This is a genomic window from Mesorhizobium sp. M0243 (assembly GCF_040321775.1).
Classification (GTDB): domain Bacteria; phylum Pseudomonadota; class Alphaproteobacteria; order Rhizobiales; family Rhizobiaceae; genus Mesorhizobium.
The window spans coordinates 248675-269241 of sequence record NZ_JAMYSF010000003.1 but is presented as its reverse complement, the minus strand read 5'-3'; the positions used below and the strand labels follow the sequence as shown (position 1 = coordinate 269241).

Annotated in this window: 23 protein-coding genes; 16 read left to right on the top strand and 7 right to left on the bottom strand. The window is 61.4% G+C overall.

Annotated elements, in window-relative coordinates:
- Nucleotides 1–295 precede the first annotated feature (295 nt).
- The 6 genes from NKJ11_RS05515 (at nucleotide 296) to NKJ11_RS05490 (ending at nucleotide 5430) form a co-directional block, all read left to right on the top strand.
- Nucleotides 296–1060 carry an SDR family oxidoreductase gene (locus NKJ11_RS05515; RefSeq protein ID WP_352676638.1) on the top strand — a complete coding sequence of 255 codons (765 nt, stop codon included), beginning with the start codon at nucleotides 296–298 and terminating at the stop codon, nucleotides 1058–1060.
- Nucleotides 1057–3120 carry an excinuclease ABC subunit UvrC gene (gene uvrC, locus NKJ11_RS05510; protein ID WP_352676640.1) on the top strand — a complete coding sequence of 688 codons (2064 nt, stop codon included), beginning with the start codon at nucleotides 1057–1059 and terminating at the stop codon, nucleotides 3118–3120. Before NKJ11_RS05515 ends, uvrC begins: the two co-directional genes overlap by 4 nt.
- Nucleotides 3121–3220: 100 nt before the next feature.
- Nucleotides 3221–3817, top strand: coding sequence for a CDP-diacylglycerol--glycerol-3-phosphate 3-phosphatidyltransferase (gene pgsA / locus NKJ11_RS05505; RefSeq protein ID WP_023673449.1), 597 nt, complete (start codon nucleotides 3221–3223; stop codon nucleotides 3815–3817).
- A 1-nt stretch (nucleotide 3818) separates the two neighbouring features.
- Complete coding sequence (moaD, locus tag NKJ11_RS05500; RefSeq protein ID WP_023812627.1) at nucleotides 3819–4076, top strand: molybdopterin converting factor subunit 1; 258 nt, start codon at nucleotides 3819–3821, stop codon at nucleotides 4074–4076.
- 1 nt (nucleotide 4077) lies between these two features.
- Nucleotides 4078–4554 carry a molybdenum cofactor biosynthesis protein MoaE gene (locus tag NKJ11_RS05495; protein ID WP_023812626.1) on the top strand — a complete coding sequence of 159 codons (477 nt, stop codon included), beginning with the start codon at nucleotides 4078–4080 and terminating at the stop codon, nucleotides 4552–4554.
- A 111-nt stretch (nucleotides 4555–4665) separates the two neighbouring features.
- Nucleotides 4666–5430 (top strand): YbaY family lipoprotein, encoded by a 765-nt coding sequence (locus NKJ11_RS05490; RefSeq protein ID WP_023812625.1) that lies wholly within the window; start codon nucleotides 4666–4668, stop codon nucleotides 5428–5430.
- Nucleotides 5431–5499: 69 nt separating this feature from the next.
- Here the strand turns inward: NKJ11_RS05490 and ndk are convergent, their stop codons facing one another.
- Nucleotides 5500–5922 (bottom strand): nucleoside-diphosphate kinase, encoded by a 423-nt coding sequence (gene ndk / locus NKJ11_RS05485; RefSeq protein WP_013532476.1) that lies wholly within the window; start codon nucleotides 5920–5922, stop codon nucleotides 5500–5502.
- Between the two features lie 345 nt (nucleotides 5923–6267).
- Between ndk and NKJ11_RS05480 the strand changes: the two genes are divergently transcribed.
- The gene (locus NKJ11_RS05480) at nucleotides 6268–6525 is read left to right on the top strand and encodes a DUF2934 domain-containing protein (protein ID WP_023812624.1); all 258 of its coding nucleotides are present in this window, start codon (nucleotides 6268–6270) and stop codon (nucleotides 6523–6525) included.
- 17 nt (nucleotides 6526–6542) lie between these two features.
- Here NKJ11_RS05480 and NKJ11_RS05475 read toward each other — a convergent pair whose 3' ends face one another.
- Nucleotides 6543–7235: a glutathione S-transferase family protein gene (locus NKJ11_RS05475; protein ID WP_128305352.1), complete on the bottom strand. Its 693-nt coding sequence runs from the start codon at nucleotides 7233–7235 to the stop codon at nucleotides 6543–6545.
- 60 nt (nucleotides 7236–7295) lie between these two features.
- Here NKJ11_RS05475 and NKJ11_RS05470 point away from each other — a divergent pair, with 60 nt between their 5' ends.
- Nucleotides 7296–7808, top strand: a complete 513-nt coding sequence (locus tag NKJ11_RS05470; protein WP_023812622.1) for a DinB family protein — start codon at nucleotides 7296–7298, stop codon at nucleotides 7806–7808.
- Between the two features lie 48 nt (nucleotides 7809–7856).
- On the opposite strand, the gene NKJ11_RS05465 is transcribed toward NKJ11_RS05470, so the two are convergent.
- Together NKJ11_RS05465 and NKJ11_RS05460 are read right to left on the bottom strand one after the other, a co-directional pair.
- A complete protein-coding gene (locus tag NKJ11_RS05465; protein WP_206535255.1) occupies nucleotides 7857–8447 on the bottom strand; it encodes a GNAT family N-acetyltransferase in 591 nt (196 codons plus the stop codon).
- Nucleotide 8448: 1 nt separating this feature from the next.
- Nucleotides 8449–9408, bottom strand: coding sequence for a LysR substrate-binding domain-containing protein (locus NKJ11_RS05460; protein WP_023812620.1), 960 nt, complete (start codon nucleotides 9406–9408; stop codon nucleotides 8449–8451).
- A gap of 110 nt (nucleotides 9409–9518) precedes the next feature.
- On the opposite strand from NKJ11_RS05460, the gene NKJ11_RS05455 reads away from it, so the two are divergent.
- The 5 genes from NKJ11_RS05455 to NKJ11_RS05435 all read left to right on the top strand — a co-directional run bounded on the left by NKJ11_RS05455 (nucleotide 9519) and on the right by NKJ11_RS05435 (nucleotide 14134).
- On the top strand, nucleotides 9519–10352 hold the full coding sequence (locus tag NKJ11_RS05455) for a hypothetical protein (RefSeq protein WP_023812619.1): 834 nt from the start codon (nucleotides 9519–9521) through the stop codon (nucleotides 10350–10352).
- 45 nt (nucleotides 10353–10397) lie between these two features.
- The gene (locus tag NKJ11_RS05450; RefSeq protein WP_023812618.1) at nucleotides 10398–11324 is read left to right on the top strand and encodes a DMT family transporter; all 927 of its coding nucleotides are present in this window, start codon (nucleotides 10398–10400) and stop codon (nucleotides 11322–11324) included.
- Nucleotides 11317–11520, top strand: coding sequence for a hypothetical protein (locus NKJ11_RS05445; protein ID WP_023812617.1), 204 nt, complete (start codon nucleotides 11317–11319; stop codon nucleotides 11518–11520). The genes NKJ11_RS05450 and NKJ11_RS05445 overlap by 8 nt, the downstream gene beginning before the upstream one ends.
- A gap of 162 nt (nucleotides 11521–11682) precedes the next feature.
- Entirely contained in the window at nucleotides 11683–12132 is a 450-nt protein-coding gene (locus NKJ11_RS05440; protein WP_023812616.1) for a Ros/MucR family transcriptional regulator, read from the top strand.
- A gap of 124 nt (nucleotides 12133–12256) precedes the next feature.
- Nucleotides 12257–14134, top strand: a complete 1878-nt coding sequence (locus NKJ11_RS05435) for an ABC-F family ATP-binding cassette domain-containing protein (protein WP_023812615.1) — start codon at nucleotides 12257–12259, stop codon at nucleotides 14132–14134.
- A gap of 244 nt (nucleotides 14135–14378) precedes the next feature.
- On the opposite strand, the gene NKJ11_RS05430 is transcribed toward NKJ11_RS05435, so the two are convergent.
- Nucleotides 14379–14717, bottom strand: coding sequence for a winged helix-turn-helix transcriptional regulator (locus NKJ11_RS05430; RefSeq protein WP_023812614.1), 339 nt, complete (start codon nucleotides 14715–14717; stop codon nucleotides 14379–14381).
- Between the two features lie 135 nt (nucleotides 14718–14852).
- On the opposite strand from NKJ11_RS05430, the gene NKJ11_RS05425 reads away from it, so the two are divergent.
- The 3 genes from NKJ11_RS05425 (at nucleotide 14853) to NKJ11_RS05415 (ending at nucleotide 18417) form a co-directional block, all read left to right on the top strand.
- On the top strand, nucleotides 14853–15767 hold the full coding sequence (locus tag NKJ11_RS05425; protein ID WP_128305354.1) for an NAD(P)-dependent oxidoreductase: 915 nt from the start codon (nucleotides 14853–14855) through the stop codon (nucleotides 15765–15767).
- Nucleotides 15691–16173 (top strand): GFA family protein, encoded by a 483-nt coding sequence (locus tag NKJ11_RS05420; RefSeq protein ID WP_348625600.1) that lies wholly within the window; start codon nucleotides 15691–15693, stop codon nucleotides 16171–16173. Before NKJ11_RS05425 ends, NKJ11_RS05420 begins: the two co-directional genes overlap by 77 nt.
- Nucleotides 16174–16308: 135 nt before the next feature.
- Nucleotides 16309–18417, top strand: a complete 2109-nt coding sequence (locus tag NKJ11_RS05415) for a molybdopterin-containing oxidoreductase family protein (RefSeq protein ID WP_023812610.1) — start codon at nucleotides 16309–16311, stop codon at nucleotides 18415–18417.
- A 136-nt stretch (nucleotides 18418–18553) separates the two neighbouring features.
- Here the strand turns inward: NKJ11_RS05415 and NKJ11_RS05410 are convergent, their stop codons facing one another.
- Nucleotides 18554–19057: a hypothetical protein gene (locus NKJ11_RS05410; RefSeq protein WP_128305355.1), complete on the bottom strand. Its 504-nt coding sequence runs from the start codon at nucleotides 19055–19057 to the stop codon at nucleotides 18554–18556.
- Between the two features lie 313 nt (nucleotides 19058–19370).
- Entirely contained in the window at nucleotides 19371–20513 is a 1143-nt protein-coding gene (locus NKJ11_RS05405) for a flavin-containing monooxygenase (RefSeq protein WP_352792847.1), read from the bottom strand.
- Nucleotides 20514–20567: the final 54 nt, after the last annotated feature.

Genomic DNA, 20567 nt, shown 5'->3' with positions numbered 1-20567 from the left:
GCTGAAGCGAACCTGAACTTGGGTCATTCCCCGGCACGAATGAGGCAGAACCTTGACGTTGCATCTTCGCAACAGCGAAATGGCAGGAACCATCCCGTGCTGCGCTGCACACCGCTTGGTGCAAGGACTCCAGCACCCTATATTGCGGTCGGGCGCGCCCGAGTCCAGGGCGGGCCGGATGTCGAAACGGCCGTTTCGCCACAATGCTGCCCAAGGTGCGAACACCATTTAACGCATGCCGGGCCATATTTCGCCGGCACCGCTTTTTCGGGCCGAAATTGAGGATTGACACCATATGAGCAAAGCCACTGTCACGGCGCTGGTGACGGGCGGGGCCAGGCGGATCGGCAGGGCGATCGTCGAGGATCTCGCCGCGCATGGTTTTGCCGTCGCCATCCATTGCAACCGCTCGCGCACCGAGGCCGATGTGTTGGCTGCCAAAATCATCGCCGGAGGTGGCCGTGCCGCCGTGGTCGCCGCCGATCTGACCGATATGGACGCCGTTGGCGATCTCGTCGGCCAGGCGCAAGCAGCGCTCGGACCGATCCCGCTGCTGGTCAACAATGCGTCTCTGTTCGAGGACGATTCGGTTCTGGATTTCGACTGGCGGGCCTGGGACCGGCACTTTGCCGTCCATGTGAAAGCGCCCGCGCTCCTGGCGCAGAATTTCGCCCGGGCGTTGCCGGCAGGGCAGGAGGGCCTGATCGTCAACATGATCGATCAGCGCGTCTGGCGGCCGACGCCGCGCTACTTCTCCTATGCGCTGTCCAAGTCGACGCTGTGGACGGCCACGCAGATGATGGCGCAAGCGCTCGGCCCCAGCATCCGCGTCAATGCCATCGGCCCGGGGCCGACCCTGAAGAACGCGCGTCAGGATGACAGCGATTTTGCAGCCCAAGTCGATGGCTTGGTCCTGAAGCGCGGCCCGGATTTGCCGGAATTCGGCGCCACGATCCGCTATCTCTGGGAAGCGCGCTCGGTCACCGGCCAGATGATCGCGCTTGATGGCGGCCAGCATCTTGCGTGGCAGACGCCCGATGTGACAGGCATGACGGAATGAGTCCCGTAGACCACAAAAGCAAGCCGCGCGGCGGCGCCGACGATCTGCCCCCCGATATCGACGTCGAGGACGAGGCAGTCGAGGAGATCGTTGAAACCGTCGGTCCCGATGTCGCCTTCACCGCCATCGACTGGACGCCGCATGCCGGCGACGCGGAAGGCATGATCGGCGCCGAGGTGATCCAGACGCTGGTCAAGCGGCTGCCCAACGCGCCCGGCGTCTACCGCATGATGAACGCTGCCGGCGATGTGCTCTATGTCGGCAAGGCGCGCAGCCTGAAGAAGCGCGTCACCAACTACGCGCAAGGCCGCTTCCACACCACCCGCATCGGCCGCATGGTGCGCGAAACGTCGACGATGGAGTTCGTCGTCACCCGCACCGAGATCGAAGCGCTGCTGCTCGAAGCCAACCTTATCAAGCGCTTGCGGCCGCGCTTCAACGTCCTGATGCGCGACGACAAGTCGTTTCCCTATATCCTCTTGACCGGCGACCATGTCTCGCCCGGCATCTACAAGCATCGCGGCGCGCGCTCGCGCAAAGGCGATTATTTCGGGCCCTTCGCCTCGGCCGGTGCCGTTGGCCGCACCATCAACTCCCTGCAGCGCGCCTTCCTGCTCAGGAGTTGCACCAACTCGTTCTACGAGAACCGCACGCGGCCATGCCTGCTTTATCAGATCAAGCGCTGCGCCGGCCCCTGCACCGGCGAGGTCTCGCATCAGGACTATGCGGAACTGGTCGGCGAGGCGAAGGACTTCTTGTCCGGCCGCAGCCAGAAGGTGAAGACGGAAATCTCGGCCGCCATGCAGCAGGCGTCGGAAGCTCTCGATTTCGAGCGCGCCGCGATCTATCGCGATCGACTTGCGGCCCTGTCGCATGTGCAGAGCCACCAGGGCATCAATCCGGCTACCGTCGACGAAGCCGATGTCTTCGCCATCCATCAGGAAGGCGGCCAGGTCTGCATCCAGGTGTTCTTCTTCCGCACCGGCCAGAACTGGGGCAACCGCGCCTATTTCCCCAAGGCCGATCCGGCGTTGGAAGCAGCCGAGGTGTTGGGTTCGTTCCTGGCGCAGTTCTATGACGACAAGCCGACGCCGCGGAACATTCTTCTGTCGCATGGCGTCGAGGATCAGGAACTATTGGCCGAGGCGCTCTCCACCCGCGCCGGCCGCAAGGTCGCGATCTCCGTGCCGCAGCGTGGCGAGAAGAAGGACCTGACCGACAACGCCCTGCAGAATGCCCGCGAGGCGCTCGGACGCCGGCTGGCTGAAACCTCCACCCAGGGACGCCTGCTTGCGGGTTTCGCCGAGACATTCGGCCTGCCGAAGCCGCCGGTGCGCATCGAGGTCTACGACAATTCGCACATCATGGGCACCAATGCCGTTGGCGCCATGGTCGTCGCCGGGCCGGAAGGTTTTGTGAAGAATCAGTACCGGAAATTCAACATCCGCTCGACCGAGATCACGCCTGGTGACGATTTCGGCATGATGCGCGAGGTGATGGAGCGACGGTTTTCGCGGTTGCTCAAGGAGCATGGCGATGTCCCGGCTGGCGATGCAGTTGATGGTTCGGCAGACGATATGGAGGACGATATCTCCGGCAGCTTCCCGGCCTGGCCCGATGTCATCCTGATTGACGGTGGCCAGGGCCAGATGACCGCGGTGCGCAAGATCCTTTCGGATCTCGGCATCGAGGACCGCGTGGTTGCCATCGGCATCGCCAAGGGCCAGGACCGCGACGCCGGCCGCGAACGGTTCTTCGTCAAAGGCAGGGACTCGTTTTCGCTGCCGGTTCGCGATCCCGTGCTCTATTTCGTCCAGCGGCTGCGCGATGAGGTCCATCGTTTCGCGATCGGTTCGCATCGGGCGCGCCGCAAGAAGGAGATGGTCAAGAGCCCGCTCGACGAGATCAGCGGTATCGGTCCAGGCCGCAAACGCGCCTTGTTGTTGGCCTTCGGCACCGCCAAGGCGGTCAGCCGCGCCGCCATCGAGGATTTGAGGAAAGTCGACGGTATTTCCGAGCAGGTGGCGAAACTAGTCTACAATCATTTCCATGAGAGCTGACAGCAAGGATGCTATTTTCGTCTGGTCAATCGATTCTCGCCTGTTGACCCCCTACATTCGCTTCTGATTTGAGTAGGCAGGCAGAAAGAGTTTCCCAGATATGGCCAAGCGCGCGTTCAACCTGCCCAATATGCTCACCTACGCCCGCATCGTCGCGGTGCCGCTGGTGGTGCTATGCTTTTTTCTCGAAGGACATCTGAAGTCGAGCGACTTTGCCCGCTGGTCGGCGCTGATCATCTTCCTGCTCGCCTCGATCACCGATTATCTGGATGGCTATTTGGCGCGCGCCTGGCAGCAGACCTCCAACATCGGCAAGATGCTCGACCCGATCGCCGACAAGCTGCTGGTCGCCACCTGCCTGCTGCTGCTGGCCGCCGACACCGATCGCCATGCGGGCATTGCCGGCTGGTCGTTGTGGGCCGCGATCATCATCCTGTGCCGCGAAATCCTCGTCTCGGGTCTGCGCGAATATTTGGCGGCGCTGAAAGTTTCGGTGCCGGTGACGCAGCTGGCAAAATGGAAGACCGCCATCCAGATGGTCGCCATAGCGTTCCTCTTGGCCGGACCGGCCGGCGACAAGATTTTTCCGCTGACCACCCAGACCGGGCTGGTGCTGCTGTGGATCGCGGCGCTGGTTACGCTCTATACGGGCTACGACTATTTCCGCGCCGGCCTCAAGCACATCATGGACGAGTGAGATGACGACCCGGCTCATTTATTTTGCCTGGGTGCGCGAACGCATCGGCCTGCCTGAGGAGGATGTCGACCTGCCTGCCGGCATCGAGACGGTCGCCGATCTCCTGCGCTGGCTGAAATCGCGCGGCGAGGGCTACGAGCACGCGCTGCGATATCCCGACGTGATCCGCGTCGCCATCAACCAGGAACATGTCGAGCACCGCGAGAAGATCGCGGGCGCCCGCGAAATCGCGCTGTTCCCGCCGATGACCGGGGGCTGACATGAGCGGCGGGGTCTTACCTGTCGTGCGCATTCAGCGCCAGGATTTTGACGTCGCCGCCGAGATCGCCAGACTGACGCAAGGCCGCGCCGATATCGGCGCCGTGGTGACCTTCTCAGGCCTTTGCCGCGACGAGCAGGGCGCGCTCTCAGCGCTCGAGCTCGAACACTATCCCGGCATGGCCGAAGCGGAAATCGCCCGCATCGCTGCTGAAGCGGTCGAGCGTTGGCCATTGCAGGGGCTCACCGCCATCCACCGCCACGGGAAGATCGCGCCCGGCGAGAACATCGTGCTGGTCGTGGCAGCCTCGGCGCATCGCCATGCGGCGTTCGAGGCGGCGAATTTTCTGATGGACTATTTGAAATCGCGCGCGCCCTTCTGGAAGAAGGAGCATCGGGCTGACGGCTCGGAGGGTGGCTGGGTCGAGGCCAAGGAGGCCGATGCAACGGCCGCGCAACGCTGGTCTCAGTCCGAATAAGATCCGCCGCAGCCATGCATTGACCGCAATCCTTTGGCCAATTGGCAGGATTGGTCAGCCTGGGGCATTGGCAGCCCGGGGCATTGGCAGCCAGGGGTGAGGGAGATGGTCATGCTGGACAGGATCGCGGAGTTCTTCATCTTCGGTTTCGTGCCTCTGGTCGTCGGCATATTGGCCGTTCCGGACCAGTCTGTTGCCGCCGAACAGGCCGTGAGGGGCGAGGTCATCTATCGCGAGCGCATTGCCTTGCCGCCCAGTGCCGTGCTGTCCGTACAACTTGCCGATGTGTCGCTGGCCGATGCGCCTGCCACCATCATCGGCGAGCAGAAAGTGCAGCCGGCCGGCCAGGTGCCGATCAGCTTCGAGATCAAATTCGACCCTTCCGTCATCCGGTCGCAGATGACCTACGCGTTGCAAGCCCGCATCACCGTCGATGACAAGCTGCTGTTCATCTCCGATATGCGCCATCAGGTCGATCCGCTGGCCGACGTGCCGCAGACCATCATGCTGAAGATGGTCACCCCGAGCGCCGAGCCCATGGTTTCGGTCTTCGATCAGCTCTGGCTGGTCGACTATGTCGACGGCATCGGCGCCATTGCTGCCCCGCAAGCGACATTCAGGGTCAGCGAGGCCGGCAAGGCGGGCGGCAGCGGCCCCTGCAACACCTATTTCGCCACTGCCAAACTCGATGGCCAAACGATCGTGATCAGAGACATCGGTTCTACCTACAAGGCCTGTGCGCCCGAGGTGATGGCCGAGGAAAAGGCGCTGTTCGATGCGCTGGCCAAGGCGGCGTCATACCGTGTCGATGCCGGCAAGCTCATCATATCGGACAAGGACGGCCGCGAGATCCTGCGCTTTAGCGCGGCGAGCTGACCCCCCAACGAAGAAGGCCGGCGAAACGCCGGCCTTCTTTTTACGGGATCCAAGGTCTGGACTATCGGCTCAGCCGACGATCTCGGTGTCCGAGAACCAGTACTTGATCTCTTCTGCCGCGGTCTCCGGTGCGTCGGAGCCGTGCACGGAGTTTTCGCCGATCGACAGCGCATGAACCTTGCGGATGGTGCCTTCGGCGGCGTTAGCCGGGTTCGTGGCGCCCATCACTTCGCGGTTCCTGGCAATGGCGTTCTCGCCTTCCAGCACCTGGACGACCGTCGGTGCCGACGACATGAATTCCACCAATTCGCCGAAGAAAGGGCGGTCCTTGTGGACGGCATAGAAGCCTTCCGCTTCGCGGCGGCTCATCCAGACCCGGCGCGAGGCGATGACGCGCAGGCCTGCCTCTTCCAGCATCCTGGTGATGGCGCCGGTGAGATTGCGCCGGGTTGCGTCCGGCTTGATCATGGAAAATGTGCGTTCGAGCGCCATGGGTCGTCCTTGTCTGAGAATGGAATTGAGAGTGGCGGGCTCTATACAAGCCGCCCGGCCCATTGCCAAGGGGTGAGGAACGGTCCGCGCGGCGGACGGAAAGCCAACTGCTTGGCTTTCCGAGTGACGAACGGTGAAAGCCCGGTCCGCCTTCGGGCGGATTGAAAGGTCCAGTGGACCTTTCAAAGGGTTTGAACGCCCGAAGGGCAGGGAGCGAGAGCGAAGGGCCGGACGGCTGCGCGTTTCTGCGGCAAGCCGGCCCCGTTCAGACGGCTGCACAGCAACGCTTTGCTTGCTATAGTCGCGTGTCGGCGCCGCGCTGAGGTCGGGCCGTATGGAGACACCATGACCATGACAGACGATCGTCAGGAACGCATTCGCAACCGCGCACACCAGATTTGGGTGCAGGAGGGCCAGCCGGCTGGCCATCATGAGCGCCATTGGCATCAGGCGGCCACCGATGTCGACCAGGAGGACGCCGCAGGCAAGTCGGCAGCCAAAAAGCCAACCAGGAAGGCAGCTGGCGCAGGCAAGGCAAAGGCCGCCCCCAAGGAGGCAAAGGCTGCCACGAAGGCCGGCAAGCCAAAGAAGGCGGCCAAGTAAGTTACTGCTTTACGGCGTCAAGCCGCGGCGGCGACCTTTCGTCCCAGCCCGCCATGCAGGTCGAGGCAGCGAACGAACCACTGCGCCACCACGTCGCCATCGTCGAGCAGTTGGTAGGGAGAGGCTATGCGCGCCCATTGCAAGGCGCCGAAGACGATATAGTCGCTAAACAGCGGCGACGCGCCGCCGATGAATGGCTGATAGCCGAGCATTGAACGCAGCGGCTCCAGCGCGGCGCGGAATGTCGCCAGCCCGGCGTCGCGCGCGGTGACGACGTCCTCCAGCGTCTTGCCAAAGCGTTGCTCGCGGCTCCGGCGGAAATAAGCGGCGTTCTCCTCGTCCTGCATGGTGTGGAGGTCGATGATCGCGGCGGTGGTCACGTAGGGATGGATGGTCAGTTGCGACCAGCGCTCGACGAAACGAGCCATCGCCTTGCCGCCTTCACCGCCAAACAGCGTCGGCCGGTCCGGATAGGCTTCATCGAGATAGAGGGCGATGGCGAAGGAATCCGCGAGGACCGTCTCGCCGTCGCGGATCACCGGGACGGTTTTCGAAACGCCGCCCTCGACAGCGGGCACCTCGAGAAAGCGCGTCGGCACGGTCGATATGTCGAGCCCCTTGTGGGCGACCGCCATCGCCACCTTCCAGCAATGCGGGCTGAACGGACGTGTGCTGTCGCGTCCGACGAGATCATAGAGCAGAATGGTCATTGGCGGCAGGCCCTTCAAGCGTTAGGTAGGCCCCGCATCGACGCGAGCCGAGGGGAAGCCATGAGACAGCATTTCATGATGTTTGCGGCCTATAATCAATGGGCCAATGGCCGCATCTATGAGGCCGCCGCCGAGCTCGATGATGAGGAATTCAACCGCGATGTCGGTGCCTTCTTCGGCTCGATGATGGGCACGCTCAACCACCTTTTGACGGCCGACCGCATCTGGATGAAGCGCTTCACCGGCGAGGGCGACGCGCCGACGACACTGGATGCCATCCTGCATCGGGGGTTGACCGGCCTGCGGGCGGCGCGTGAAGCCGAGGACAGGAGGATCATCGATTGGGTCGGCGGCCTCAATGACAAGGCGTTGACGGGCCGCTTCACCTACATGACCGTCTCGGATATGCGCACCGTCTCGCAAAGGCTGGCGCCGGCGCTGGACCACGTCTTCAACCACCAGACCCATCATCGCGGCCAGGCGCATACGATCCTGACCATCCTGGGACGGCCAAGCCTGGGGTTGGACCTGATGCTTTTCCAGCGGACCGAGGAGGGCAGGGCTTTCGCCTGATCCGGTGGCGTTTTGCGTAGTCGGTCCGGGGTTGAAGAGCTTGCGCCACTATCGCTGCATTTTGTGCTGCAGCATCGTCTTTACCTCGGGCCACTCGGAATCGATGATGCTGAACCGGACGGAATTGCGCTTCCGACCGTCCGGCATGATCCGCTCGTTGCGAACGATCCCTTCCTGCTTGGCGCCAATTCGCAGGATGGCTGCCCTTGACGCGTCGTTCAGTTCGTCTGTGGTGAATTGCACACGGACACATCCCATGAACTCGAATGCATGGGCCAGGAGAAGATACTTCGCCTCGGTATTGACCCCGGACCGCTGAACCGAACTGCTGAGCCAGCTATGCCCGATCTCCAGCTTTCTATTCGTGCGATCGATCTTCCAAAACCGCGTACTTCCGCAGATCACTCCCGTGCTGCGCATGACGATTGCATAAGGCATGACAGTGCCGGCCCGTCGTCCAGCCAGGGCATTGGCAATATATCCATCGATCGTGTCTGGCCCGGGGACCACGGTGGCCCTCAGGTTCCACAACGCACCATCCGCTGCCGCGCTCAGAAGCCCCGACGAATGTGCCTGCTGAAGTGGCGTGAGCTCAACAATCTTTCCGACCAAGGCGGGCTGTACGGATTGCACGTCCATTTCAGGCAGCCGTCGAAGCTTCGCCCCTGATTTCGCTGTCCAGCTGGCACTGCGTCAGAGCCGCTTCCGCCATCACCCACTGCTTGAACAACTGGACCTTGCGTGCGGCAAGGCCTTTCTGCGGAGAGACAAAATACCAGCCAGCCGTGTTGGGATGGTGGACGGCGAAGGGAGCCACCAGCCTTTCGGCGCGGATGTCGCTGGCCATATAGGCACGGTTGGCCACCGCAAATCCCATCCCGGAATTGGCTGCCTCGTAGGACATCATGCACGAGTCGAAATAGATGCTCTTGGTCTCGCTGAGCACGAAGCTGGCGCCGGCGAAACCAAGCCAGGATTGCCAATTCTGGGTGCAGGTGTCGGAATGCAGCAGGGTGAAGTGCTTGAGGTCGTCCGGTGTCACCTTCGACAGCCGCTTATCGCCGAGGACTTCGTGGAACAGCTTGCGGCTGCACACCGGTGTCAGGTCTTCGCGAAACAGCAGATCGGATTGCAGCCCGTGAAAGTGACCGTCGCCATAACGGATTTCGAGATCGAATTCCGAGGCCGTGAACTCATGCGTCGCGTAGGAGGTCGAGACCCGCATCACGATATCGGGATATTGCTGCTGGAACAGCGGCAGGCGTGGAAATAGCCAGCGTGCGGCAAAGGTCGGCAGCACCGATATTTTTAGCACATGCTCCTGCGATTGCCCGGTCGCTTCCATGCTGGCGGCGACGATTCGCTCCAGCGCCTCGCGAACGCGCGAGACATAGGTCTCACCCTCCGGCGTCAACGAGACCGCATTGCCGCCGCGCTGGAAAATCTTGAAACGAAGCTGATCCTCCAGGCTTTTCACCCGCTGGCTGACCGCTGAAGCGGTAATGAACTGTTCTTCGCCGGCACGCGTGAAATTACCGTGCCTTGCAGCACTTTCCACGATTTTAAGCGAATTGAGGTTGACCTGACTGAGCAGACGCACGGTTTCGACCTTAAGCTTGGCTTACACTAGCACCAGCATTCCTAATTTTACAGGGGTGGGTGAATTAATCGACTGTTTACCAAGTGTTGCCCCCATCCTGGAGAAGTACAATGAACGCCCATACCATTCCCGAACTGCGTTATGCGATGAGCCGCGAAGCCATTATAGGCCATGAAACCGCCTGGAAAGTGTCGAGTTTCGGTGTCGCGCAATATCTGCACGGCTATGACCCGGCACTGCTTGCCGCGATCGAGGAGGCTGCCCTGAAGCTCAAGGCCAGCCATGCCGTGCACAAGCACCTCGATCTGACCTTCATCACCGGGGCCGACCGTTTCATCCCCGAGATCAAGGAATTGCTGCATGACAAGCTGCGCCTGGAGCGGCTGTCCGACATGATGGGCACCAAGCTGGAGCCCTATCCGCTGTCGATCGTCGGCTCGACGGTCACCTTCATGAATCCCAAGGACGGCGCCGTGGAGTGGCATTGCGATGGCGTTCCGGTCACCGAGCTCATTCCATTGTCGATCAGCAATCCGCTGGTCGGCGGCCACCTCGAAATCTACTGCGACGACTCCGAAACCGGCCGCGCCATTCTCGAAGCCGGCCGCGAGATCCCGCGCAACAGTGTCATGCGCATCGATCACAAGATGAACTACGCGACGCTCGGGCAATTCCTGGGCGTCCTGCATCGCACCGCTCCGATCCGGTTCGGCGAGCGCGTCACGCTGGTGCTCAACCAGCGCTCGGTGGCCAAGCCCTATGTCGACGACAACAGAATGTTCTATCTCGCCGCCGACAATGACCACGACCGTGAGTGGGTCAGCGAACTGGCCGAAGATGTCTGGACCAACCAGTTGCCGGCCTATCGTCGGTTCGAGGCAGAGCATCCCGTGCCCGCGGCCGTCGATGCACCGGTTCCGGGCGGCGCCAGGGAATCATGGTAATGAACCAAGATCCCGAAAAGTCGGAACCGGTTTTCGGACAGGATCATGGTCGAACAGCAAAATAGAATCCCATGCCGATTGTTTCGGCAGGGATCCGGCTCGATATCCGCGTTGGTCTTCGCTGCCGGTGCGGTGGCGTTGTGGTCCACCAATGCGCTGGTCGGCAAATCCCTGCTGGCCAGCCACCCGGCGTCGCAGGTCCAGTTCCTGCAATTTGCAGGCGCTGCACTCGTCTTCGCCGCCATCCGATTGATGAGCCGGGAAAGAGTAGCACCGGTCACGGCCGGGGCGGCGCTCATCTCTGTCGCAGTCGGATTCATCGGTCTGGTCGGCACCATGGTGCTGCAATACATCGCCTTCGCTTCGATGCCGGTCATCGAGGCCAATCTGATGGCCTACACCTGGCCGTTGATGGTCGCGGTGGCAGTCATCGCCTTGGAAAATCCGCGGCATCCGGCCCTGTTGGGTCTCGCCACGGTGGTAGGCTTCATCGGCGTCGCACTGGTGATTTCGGGAGGGCGCAGCCAATCCTGGTTCCAGGGCGATCTGGTCGGCTATCTCGCCGCATTCGGGTCGGCGCTGTGCATGGCCTTCTACTCGATCATGGTGGGACGGGTCGCCACCCCAGCGGATCGCCTGTTGCTGCCATCGTCTTTGATTGGCGTCGCTTTGACGTTTCTATGGTGCGCTCGCGACGGTTTCACCTGGCCCGTCGGCGCGGACCTGGCTCTCGGCCTTTATCTCGGCGCCGGTCCGATGGGCTTGGGCTACTATTTCTGGTCGCGCGCCTTGAAGCTTGAAGGCAGCGGCAGGGTCGCGGTGGTCGCCTATCTCACGCCGATCGCCTCGACCCTGCTTTTGACCTTGTCCGGCGAGCGGCTGACGGTGACGGCCATTGTCGGAGCTATCCTCGTCATCGGCAGTTGTGTCGCGGTCGGTGTGGAACGTTCGGAGGCCGAAAACCATGTTTGACGAGAATGAGCGTCTGGCTATTCAGGAAGCGAATTGGCTGATCGATGAATTCGGCGCCGAGGCACCGCTTTACGCCGCGATGAGGGCCGAAAAGGCGATAGAACAAAAGGATTTCGCGCGTTGCGCCCGCTGGAAGCGTATTCTGGAGATATTGGACGAAAGTCCTGCCTCTAAGTCTGCTGGTTCCAAGTATTAGATTTTCTAATTTGCACAGCGTCGATTTTGCATGAATGCTATTTTTGCTGATTCTTGATTCTTTTATGAGGCTTGGCGGTCCGTTGGGGGACGCGGTTAAAGAGATACATCGACACAAGTCTTCGCTGGGGTGGATGATTTTGTCGCAAATAAGGTGAAAGAATTGTCAAATATCGATGATAAGACCGTTATCGAGCTGACGGCCGATATTGTCTCGGCCTATGTAGGCAACAATCCGCTTCCGGCTGCCGGCCTGCCCGAGCTGATTGCCAGCGTCAGCGCCTCGGTTCGCAAGCTCGCCGGTGCGGCTGTCGCGGAAGTCCCAAACCTGGTTCCGGCCGTCAATCCGAAGAAGTCGGTGTTTCCCGACTACATCATCTGCCTTGAGGACGGAAAGAAGTTCAAGTCGCTCAAGCGGCATCTGCGGACCGACTACGGCCTGAGCCCGGACGACTATCGGGCCAAATGGGGCTTGCCACCGGACTATCCGATGGTTGCACCAAACTACTCGGCGACGCGATCGGCGCTGGCAAAGTCGACGGGACTTGGCCGCAAGCCGGCAGCAGCGCCGGCCGCTGTCGCCAAGGCAACGAAGCGCAAGGCGACTGCCTGAGAGCAGGCAAGCCACTGTTCGGCTGCTTTGACGGCGCCCTAGCGGGCGTCGTTTCGAGGCCTTGTGCGGCCAACTGGCCCGCAAGGCCTTGCGAAGCGTTGATGTCCGGTGCAAAAGCGCGGCCATGCTGATCATCAACGACCTATCGCTCCGCATGGCCGGACGCTTGCTTCTCGACCATGCCTCGCTGACCTTGCCGGCCGGCACCAAGGCCGGCCTTGTCGGCCGCAACGGCACCGGCAAGACGACACTGTTCAAGGCCATCACCGGCGATTTCCCGTCCGAGACAGGATCGATCAGCCTGCCGAAGAGCACCCGCATCGGCCAGGTGGCGCAGGAAGCGCCGGGCACCGAGGATGCGCTGATCGAGATCGTGCTCAAGGCCGATCTCGAACGCACGGCGCTGCTCGAAGAAGAAAAGACGGCGACCGATCCGCACCGCATCGCCGACATCCATATGCGGCTGGCCGATATCGACGCGCACTCAGCCGAATCCCGCGCCGCCACCATTCTCGCCGGCCTCGGCTTCGACGACGCTGCCCAGAGGCGTCCGGCATCGTCCTTCTCCGGCGGCTGGCGCATGCGCGTGGCGCTCGCTGCGGTGCTGTTTGCCGAGCCCGACCTTCTGCTGCTCGACGAGCCGACCAACTATCTCGATCTCGAAGGCACGCTGTGGCTGGAAAACTATGTGTCGAAATACCCGCACACAGTGCTCTTGATCTCGCATGACCGCGACCTGCTCAACCGCGCCGTCAACTCGATCGTCCATCTCGACCAGAAAAAGCTGACCTTCTGGCGCGGCGGCTACGACCAGTTCGAGCGTCAATATACAGAGCAGAAGGAATTGCAGGAGAAGGGCCGGGTCAAGCAGGAGGCCGCCCGCAAGCACATGGAATCCTTCGTCGAGCGGTTCCGCGCCAAGGCCTCCAAGGCGAGACAGGCGCAGTCGCGCATCAAGGCGCTGGAAAAGATGAAGCCGATCGCGGCCCTCGTGAACGATTCGGTGCGGCCGTTCTCCTTCCCCGAGCCGGTGAAGACGGTGGCCTCGCCGATCGTGGCGCTGAACAACGTCAATGTCGGCTACACCGAGGGTCAGCCGATCCTCAAGAAGATGACGCTGCGCATCGACGCCGACGACCGCATCGCGCTGCTCGGCGCCAACGGCAACGGCAAGTCGACCTTCGCCAAATTGCTGTCGGGCCGGCTGAAGCAGGAGAGCGGCACCATGACGGTGGCGCCCGGGTTGAAGGTGGCGATCTTTGCCCAGCATCAGCTCGACGATCTCCGGCCGGACGAAAACGCCTACGAGCATGTCCGCCGGCTGATGCCGGAGGCCCCGGAATCGAAGGTACGCGGCCGCGTCGCCCAGTTCGGCCTCACGACCGAGAAGATGAACACCGCCGCCAAGGATCTGTCGGGCGGCGAGAAGGCGCGGCTGCTGATGGGGCTGTCGGCCTTCGAGGGCCCAAACCTGTTCATCCTCGACGAACCGACAAACCATCTCGACATCGACAGCCGCGAATCGCTGATCCATGCGCTGAACGAATTTCCCGGCGCCGTCATCCTGATCTCGCATGATCGCCATCTGCTGGAGGCAACCGCCGACCGGCTGTGGCTGGTCAAGGACGGCGCGGTCAACCCGTATGACGGCGACTTGGAAGACTACAAGTCGCTGGTCACCGGCGTCTCCGGCGACCGCCGCGGCAAGCGCGAGGCCGACAAGGCGTCAAAAGCCGACCGCCGCCGCGATGCAGCGGCACGCCGCGCCGCCTTCGAGCCGCTCGCCAAGGAGATCCGCGCCACCGAAGCGCTGATGGACCGCATTCGCAAGCGAATCGACGGCATCGAGGACGAACTGTCCAATCCGGCGGTGTACGAAAAGGATCCCTCGACGGCGACCCGGCTGGCCAAGGAGCGCTCGCAACTGGCCCAGACACTGGCCGGCCACGAGGAAAAATGGCTGACCATGTCGGCCGAGTATGAGGAAGGCACGGCGGAGTGAGCAGCCGGCTATGCAAGCGAATTCATCGTGCCAGCCGCACGATGAATTGCCTGTGAACGCCGGGACGGTGTAGAGTAGCGGCGGATCCGGCAGATGGCTGAAAGGCCTGTGGCACAGATGCACTTGCTGCGGCTATTTTGCTCGACCGGACGACGCTGCCCGGCATCTATTGCCGCCTTTGGCGTTTAGAAGCGGACCGCGGATCACAAACTCTTCCGCGACCATGCACGAGTTCCTGCTTTTTTCAGGCGGCTTTCCGCTCGTCTTTCCATGTCTCGTGCCGCTTTCCCCATGCCGACATAGCGGTGACCGCATCGTTCAGACTCATGCCCAGGGTCGTGACCGAGTATTCCACGCGTGGCGGTACCTCGTCATAGGCGCGCCGGCTGACGAGTCCGTCGGCCTCCATCTGTCGCAATTGTTGCGCGAGCATCTTCTCACTGATTCCAGGCAACCGCCGGTGCAGTTCGGCGAAGCGGTGCGGCCGCAGGTGCAATTCCCACAATAGCGAGGTTTTCCACTTTCCGCCGATTGCCTGCATCGCGGCGGCAAAGCCGCAACTGTCTGGCTCCTTGCTCCTCATGTGACAACTCCTGACATGATTCCAATAGCTTACCTCAAGGTGCGTACTTCTCAACACAGCAAGAATATATATCTTTGGATCAGCGCGCCAAACACAAACCAATCCCTCGTCGAGAGGGCTATCGGAGAAGTCACCATGAAATCCAATGTCTGCGTGCTCGGCGCGGGCCGCATGGGCTCGTCCATCGTTCGAACGTTGCTCGACCGAAATTATCCAACATCCGTGTGGAATCGCACTGCAGCCAAGTGCCAGCCCCTGGCTGCTCTTGGCGCGAGGTTGGCCTCTTCAGTAGAGGACGGAATCCGGTCGGCCGATGTCTTGATCATAAACGTTCTGCATTATGCCGCCAGCGATGCGCTGCTCAAGCAGCGCAATGTCGCTTCGGCGCTGGCCGGCAAAGCCGTCATACAACTCACCTCCGGCTCAGCGCGTTTGGCGCGGGAGGAGGCGCGCTGGATCGAAGCGCATGGCGCCGGCTATCTGGACGGCGCGATCCTGGCGACTCCGGATTTTATTGGCAAACCGGACACCGCATTGCTGTATTCAGGATCCCACGCCGTCTACGAAGCGAACAAGACCCTGCTTTTTGCCCTTGGTGGCGGCACGAGTTATGTCGGCGAGGTGCCTGGCCAAGCCTCCGCGCTTGACACCGCGCTGCTCACCCAGATGTGGGGCGGGCTGTTCGGCGCGCTCCAGGGCATGGCTGTCGCCGAGGCCGAAGGTCTCGATCTGGATACGTTCAGGAGCCATCTGTCCGCATTCAAGCCGGTTGTCGATGCCGCTTTGTTCGATGTGGTTGACCGGACAAAGGCGCGCCTCTTTGCCGGCGACGACGCAACGCTCGCGTCATTGGGCGCCCACTACAGCGCCTTCCGGCATCTTCTCGAAGCATGCCAGGAGCGAGGTCTTGACGCGGCCATGCCGCGCGCAATGGACGGGATTTTTCAGCAGGCGCTCTCGCGCGGGCGCGCGGATGATGATTTTGCATCTCTCTCACCCCTGTTTGGAAATGGCTCGCCCCGTCCGGGCAGGGAGCCCGCGAATGCGTGATGGCAAGACAGAGCGAAGGGCGACCTGCTCGTGTCGCGGCGCGGAACTGGTTCTCGCCGGAGAGCCTCGGCGCGTCTATGCCTGCAGTTGCCTGGAATGCCAGAGATGCACCGGGGCAGCGTTCTCATACCGAGCCATCTATGCCGACTCCGCCATAGTCGCCCAGAAAGGCGAGACGAAATCCTGGCGACGAACCGGTTCGTCGGGGCAATGGCTGGAGCAGACATTTTGTACCACATGCGGATCGATCGTCTTCATGCGTGCAGAAGGCCTGACGGAAGCGCTGTCGGTATCTGTCGGCTGTCTGGAGGACCTGGAATTTCCGGCTCCGGCAATTCTCCATTGGCCCAACAGGAAGCACAAATGGCTCTGCCTGGAAGGCGTGCCCCTGGCGGAAGTCTCCTGAAGCAGACTGCCCCAGCATTGAGTGGCCGATCGGCTTCTTCCAAAGAGGAGAAGGCAGGGGGCTTGCTCGCCGAGGCAAAACCGTGCGCCGCATCTGGCCCTACACGCGGCGTTCTGAACCCGTTAGTCTTGCAGAATGAACCAGCACGCGCACCTCCGCATCGGCCATTCGGCCTGTCCGCATGATTGCCCCTCGACCTGTGCGCTCGAGGTCGAGCTGCTCGACGGCAAGCGCATCGGCCGCGTCCATGGCGCCAAGTCCAACAGCTACACGGCCGGCGTCGTCTGCGCCAAGGTCGCGCGTTATGCCGACCGCGTCCACCACCCCGACCGTTTGCTGAAGCCGCTGATCCGCGCCGGCGCCAAGGGCGACGGCGCCTGGAAGGAAGCAAGCTGGGAGGCGGCGCTCGACCTCGTCGCCGAAAAATTCATCGCGGCCGAGGAGAAATACGGCTCGGAGACGGTCTGGCCCTATTATTATGCCGGCACGATGGGACTGGTGCAGCGTGACGGCATCGACCGGCTGCGCCACGCCAAGAAATATTCGGGCTTCTTTGGTTCGATCTGCACCAATCTCGCCTGGACCGGCTGGATGATGGGCGCCGGCGCCTTGCGCGGGCCGGACCCGCGCGAGATGGCGAAATCCGACTGCGTGGTGATCTGGGGCACCAATGCGGTGGTGACGCAGGTCAACGTCATGACCCACGCCATCAAGGCGCGCAAGGAGCGCGGCGCGAAGATCGTCGTCATCGACGTCTATGAGAATGCGACGATGAAGCAGGCCGATCTCGGCCTGGTGCTGAAGCCGGGCACCGATGGCGCGCTGGCCTGCGCGGTCATGCATGTCCTGTTCAGGGAAGGCATGGCCGATCGCGCCTATCTCTCGAAATACACCGACGACCCGAAGGGGCTGGAAGCGCATCTCGAGACGCGCACGCCGGAATGGGCGGCCGGGATCACCGGCTTGACGGTCGCCGAGATCGAGGCCTTCGCCCGCCTCGTCGGCACGACGAAAAAGACCTATTTCCGCCTCGGCTACGGCTTCGCGCGCCAGCGCAATGGCGCCGTCAACATGCATGCAGCGTCCTGCATCGCGGCTGTCACCGGCAGCTGGCAATATGAGGGCGGCGGCGCCTTCCATTCCAATTCCGGCATCTTCAAGCTCAACCAGGATGTGCTGGAAGGCACGAAGATGCGCGATCCTTCGATCCGCCATCTCGACCATTCGCGCATCGGCCCGGTGCTGATGGGAGCCAGCGACGCGCTCTATGGCGGCCCGCCGGTGACGGCGATGCTGATCCAGAACACCAACCCGGTGAATGTTGCACCGGAGCAGCGGCTGGTGACGCAGGGTTTTATGCGCGACGACCTGTTCACTTGCGTGCATGAGCAGTTCATGACCGACACGGCCAAGCTTGCCGATGTCGTGCTGCCGGCGACGATGTTCCTCGAGCACGACGACGTCTACAAGGGCGGCGGCAACCAGCACATCACGCTCGGCCCGAAGCTGATCGAGCCGCCGGACGGGCCGCGCACCAACCATTTCGTCATCGAGCAATTGGCTGATCGCCTCGGCGTCGCCGATCGCCCGGGCTTCGGCCTGACCGAGCAGCAGCATATCGACATCATCCTGGGCAAGCGCGGGCTGGGCAGCTTCGACAGCTTGAAGGAAGAAAAGTGGGTCGACCTGCAGCCGGATTTCGACACCGCGCATTTCATCAGGGGATTTGGCCATGCGGATGGAAAATTCCGCTTCCGTGCCGACTGGACGGGACAGGCAGCGCCCAATCGGCCGCCGAAAAGCATGGGCCTGTTCGGCCCGGTGGCGCGGCTGCCGGAATTTCCTGATCATGTCGATCTGATCGAGGTTGCCGACGAGGCGCACCCGTTCCGGCTGACGACGTCGCCGGCGCGCAACTTCCTCAATTCGACATTCTCGGAAACGCCGGTGTCGAAGGCCAGGGAGGGCCGCCCGGAACTGCTTCTGCATCCCGACGATGCCGCAGCCCTTGGGTTGGCCGACGGCGATCGCGTCGAAGTCGGCAACACGCGCGGCGAAGTCGTGCTGCATGCGAAGCTGTTCGACGGCATCAAGCGCGGCGTGGTGATCGCCGAAGGCATCTGGCCAAACAGCGCCCATGAGCGCGGCGAGGGCATCAACGTGCTGACCGGCGCCGATGCGCCGGCGCCCTATGGCGGTGCTGCCTTCCATGACAACAAGGTCTGGCTGCGCGCGGCGGGGTGAGGGCGGCATAGCCGGTCAGGGATTTCCTGGTCGTGCATCTGGCGATGCGGCAACAATAGCAAGTTTGGCCGCGCGCCGTGCATAGCTGCGACGTTAATATTGTTGAGATTTCAGCGGGGGCTATGTATCGCGGAAGTTAGGAGGGATTCGAAATAATTTCGCTTTGGGATGGATGCACGTGAAGTTCATTTTCAAGAAATATTAGAATATTTTTTATTTGGTTGTTGAATGAAATCGAAATTATTAGGTGGAAAACCGCAAAAAATATGAGGTAGAAAAACATATCGGCCCCATTTTCATTGGTTACTAAGAAATATACCCATCCAAAAAAGGCTAAAATTAAAATAGGGTATGATATCAATGTCCCACTATTAGTAAATGAGCCACGTATAAAATTACCATTTTTGCCTTCAATAAACTGTGCCTTAAATGTTGTTATGTTTCTGTATACTCCAGCTTCAATCCAGAATTTCTTGTTAACTTTGTCTAAAAGCACACTGCTTACCAGGTTGCCGTGTTTTTCATTCGAATCAGAAATTTTAAAGAATAGATCTTTTTCTAATGTCTCATATTTAAAATCCCCAACCATTCTAGGGAGGACTAAAATTCTTAGGAAATTGCTATATCTGGGAGATTTCATGAAGCGCCGCTTGCTCTCTTTTACCAAATAAGAGGTTTCGCATAAACTCCCAATTTAAAGCTACGATTTTGTACCAGAGCTTTGCAACACCCTTTAGCGGGCTTTGCGTCATCTCACCACCATCACCCAATATTCTGGCTCTTCCGGCCGTGGCTGGCGTTTTTCCCATTCGACCGTAAATCCGGCTCCAGCTAGGGCCGCCCCCGCCCCAAACCAGGATCTCTAAAACACGATGGCGCTTGTCGCCGCCAAGCTGACGAAGGAGATTGCCAGCATGATGCTGACGACTGCGCTGGGATAGGCAGACCGCAGATCAAACCGGCAGGATTTCAGCCGCCTTGTTTCGGTCTCGTCGGAGGCTGATGTCGTCGGCGATCTGCTCTGCCTCGATCGAGATTTCGCGCAGCAATCCGGTGACCGGATTGTGAAACCCAATCAGATAAAGACCGAGGTCCGAAGCCCTCGCATTGACGCCGCTACCGCCTGGCTGGACGCCGGGCTCCAGCAATCTGGCATAGCCCGGCCGGAAACCGGTGGCGAAGATGATCGCATCGAACGCGCCATGCTTGCCATCGACAAAACGGGTGCCTTGTTCGGTGATCTCGGCAATATCGGGTGTGACCTTGATCGCGCCTTCGCGGATCTTGCCGACCGTACCGATATCGATCGTCGGGATGCGCGACGAGAGCGCGATCTGCTGCAGCATTCCTTGCCGCGGCCGCTTCAGCCCATATTTCCCCAGCCTGCCCAACGCCAGATCGAGAATGATAGGGAACAAGGCATCGTTGATGCGTTGCGGCATCAGGCGAGCCGCCATGCCGATCATCTGGATGGGCACGCCGAGCAGCTCGCGCGGCACGATATGGACGCCGCCGCGCACCGAAATCGTCGGTCGCGCACCGCCTTCCACCAGATCGAGCGCAATCTCGGCGCCGGTGTTGCCCATGCCGACGTTCAGAACCGACTGGCCGGCAAAAGGCATGGCGTTGAGATAGTCGGCGCTATGCAGCCTTTTGCCCCTGAAGGCATCGGCGCCGGCAAATCCGGGCATCAGCGGCTCCGCGTTGTTGCCCGACGCGATCACCACGTTTGAAGCGTGCAGGGGGCCGGTTGTCGTGTCCACGAGCCAGCTTCTGCCTCGCCGGCTGATCGCCCGCACCGTTTCTCCAAATCTGGGCCGCAGATCGAAGCGTTGCGCGTAGGCATCGAGATATGAAGCGAACAGATCGCGCGGCACATAGCGCGGATACTCCCTGGGAAAGGGCACGAAGGGCAGCGACGAATAGCGTTTGGTCGTGTGCAAATGGACGCGCTCATAGTGGCGTCGCCACGCGGGTGCGGCCTGCTCCTCTTTTTCGAGCAGGACGAAATCCTGCCCTGCCTGCCGCAGGCACGCGGCAATGGCCAGGCCCGCCGGCCCGGCACCGATAATCGCAACTGGTGTGGTGTCGTCCAAGCGCGCCTCCCCCGACAAATTCGCTTCCGGAGAATGGCAAAAGCATGGCAGCCG

What these genes read in the sequence shown, in the direction of transcription:
- NKJ11_RS05515 (WP_352676638.1), top strand. Translation starts at nt 296, where the DNA reads ATGAGCAAAGCCACTGTCACGGCGCTGGTGACGGGCGGGGCCAGGCGG.
- uvrC (WP_352676640.1), top strand. Translation starts at nt 1,057, where the DNA reads ATGAGTCCCGTAGACCACAAAAGCAAGCCGCGCGGCGGCGCCGACGAT.
- pgsA (WP_023673449.1), top strand. Translation starts at nt 3,221, where the DNA reads ATGGCCAAGCGCGCGTTCAACCTGCCCAATATGCTCACCTACGCCCGC.
- moaD (WP_023812627.1), top strand. Translation starts at nt 3,819, where the DNA reads ATGACGACCCGGCTCATTTATTTTGCCTGGGTGCGCGAACGCATCGGC.
- NKJ11_RS05495 (WP_023812626.1), top strand. Translation starts at nt 4,078, where the DNA reads ATGAGCGGCGGGGTCTTACCTGTCGTGCGCATTCAGCGCCAGGATTTT.
- NKJ11_RS05490 (WP_023812625.1), top strand. Translation starts at nt 4,666, where the DNA reads ATGCTGGACAGGATCGCGGAGTTCTTCATCTTCGGTTTCGTGCCTCTG.
- ndk (WP_013532476.1), bottom strand. Translation starts at nt 5,922, where the DNA reads ATGGCGCTCGAACGCACATTTTCCATGATCAAGCCGGACGCAACCCGG.
- NKJ11_RS05480 (WP_023812624.1), top strand. Translation starts at nt 6,268, where the DNA reads ATGACCATGACAGACGATCGTCAGGAACGCATTCGCAACCGCGCACAC.
- NKJ11_RS05475 (WP_128305352.1), bottom strand. Translation starts at nt 7,235, where the DNA reads ATGACCATTCTGCTCTATGATCTCGTCGGACGCGACAGCACACGTCCG.
- NKJ11_RS05470 (WP_023812622.1), top strand. Translation starts at nt 7,296, where the DNA reads ATGAGACAGCATTTCATGATGTTTGCGGCCTATAATCAATGGGCCAAT.
- NKJ11_RS05465 (WP_206535255.1), bottom strand. Translation starts at nt 8,447, where the DNA reads ATGGACGTGCAATCCGTACAGCCCGCCTTGGTCGGAAAGATTGTTGAG.
- NKJ11_RS05455 (WP_023812619.1), top strand. Translation starts at nt 9,519, where the DNA reads ATGAACGCCCATACCATTCCCGAACTGCGTTATGCGATGAGCCGCGAA.
- NKJ11_RS05450 (WP_023812618.1), top strand. Translation starts at nt 10,398, where the DNA reads ATGGTCGAACAGCAAAATAGAATCCCATGCCGATTGTTTCGGCAGGGA.
- NKJ11_RS05445 (WP_023812617.1), top strand. Translation starts at nt 11,317, where the DNA reads ATGTTTGACGAGAATGAGCGTCTGGCTATTCAGGAAGCGAATTGGCTG.
- NKJ11_RS05435 (WP_023812615.1), top strand. Translation starts at nt 12,257, where the DNA reads ATGCTGATCATCAACGACCTATCGCTCCGCATGGCCGGACGCTTGCTT.
- NKJ11_RS05430 (WP_023812614.1), bottom strand. Translation starts at nt 14,717, where the DNA reads ATGAGGAGCAAGGAGCCAGACAGTTGCGGCTTTGCCGCCGCGATGCAG.
- NKJ11_RS05425 (WP_128305354.1), top strand. Translation starts at nt 14,853, where the DNA reads ATGAAATCCAATGTCTGCGTGCTCGGCGCGGGCCGCATGGGCTCGTCC.
- NKJ11_RS05420 (WP_348625600.1), top strand. Translation starts at nt 15,691, where the DNA reads ATGATGATTTTGCATCTCTCTCACCCCTGTTTGGAAATGGCTCGCCCC.
- NKJ11_RS05415 (WP_023812610.1), top strand. Translation starts at nt 16,309, where the DNA reads ATGAACCAGCACGCGCACCTCCGCATCGGCCATTCGGCCTGTCCGCAT.
- NKJ11_RS05410 (WP_128305355.1), bottom strand. Translation starts at nt 19,057, where the DNA reads ATGAAATCTCCCAGATATAGCAATTTCCTAAGAATTTTAGTCCTCCCT.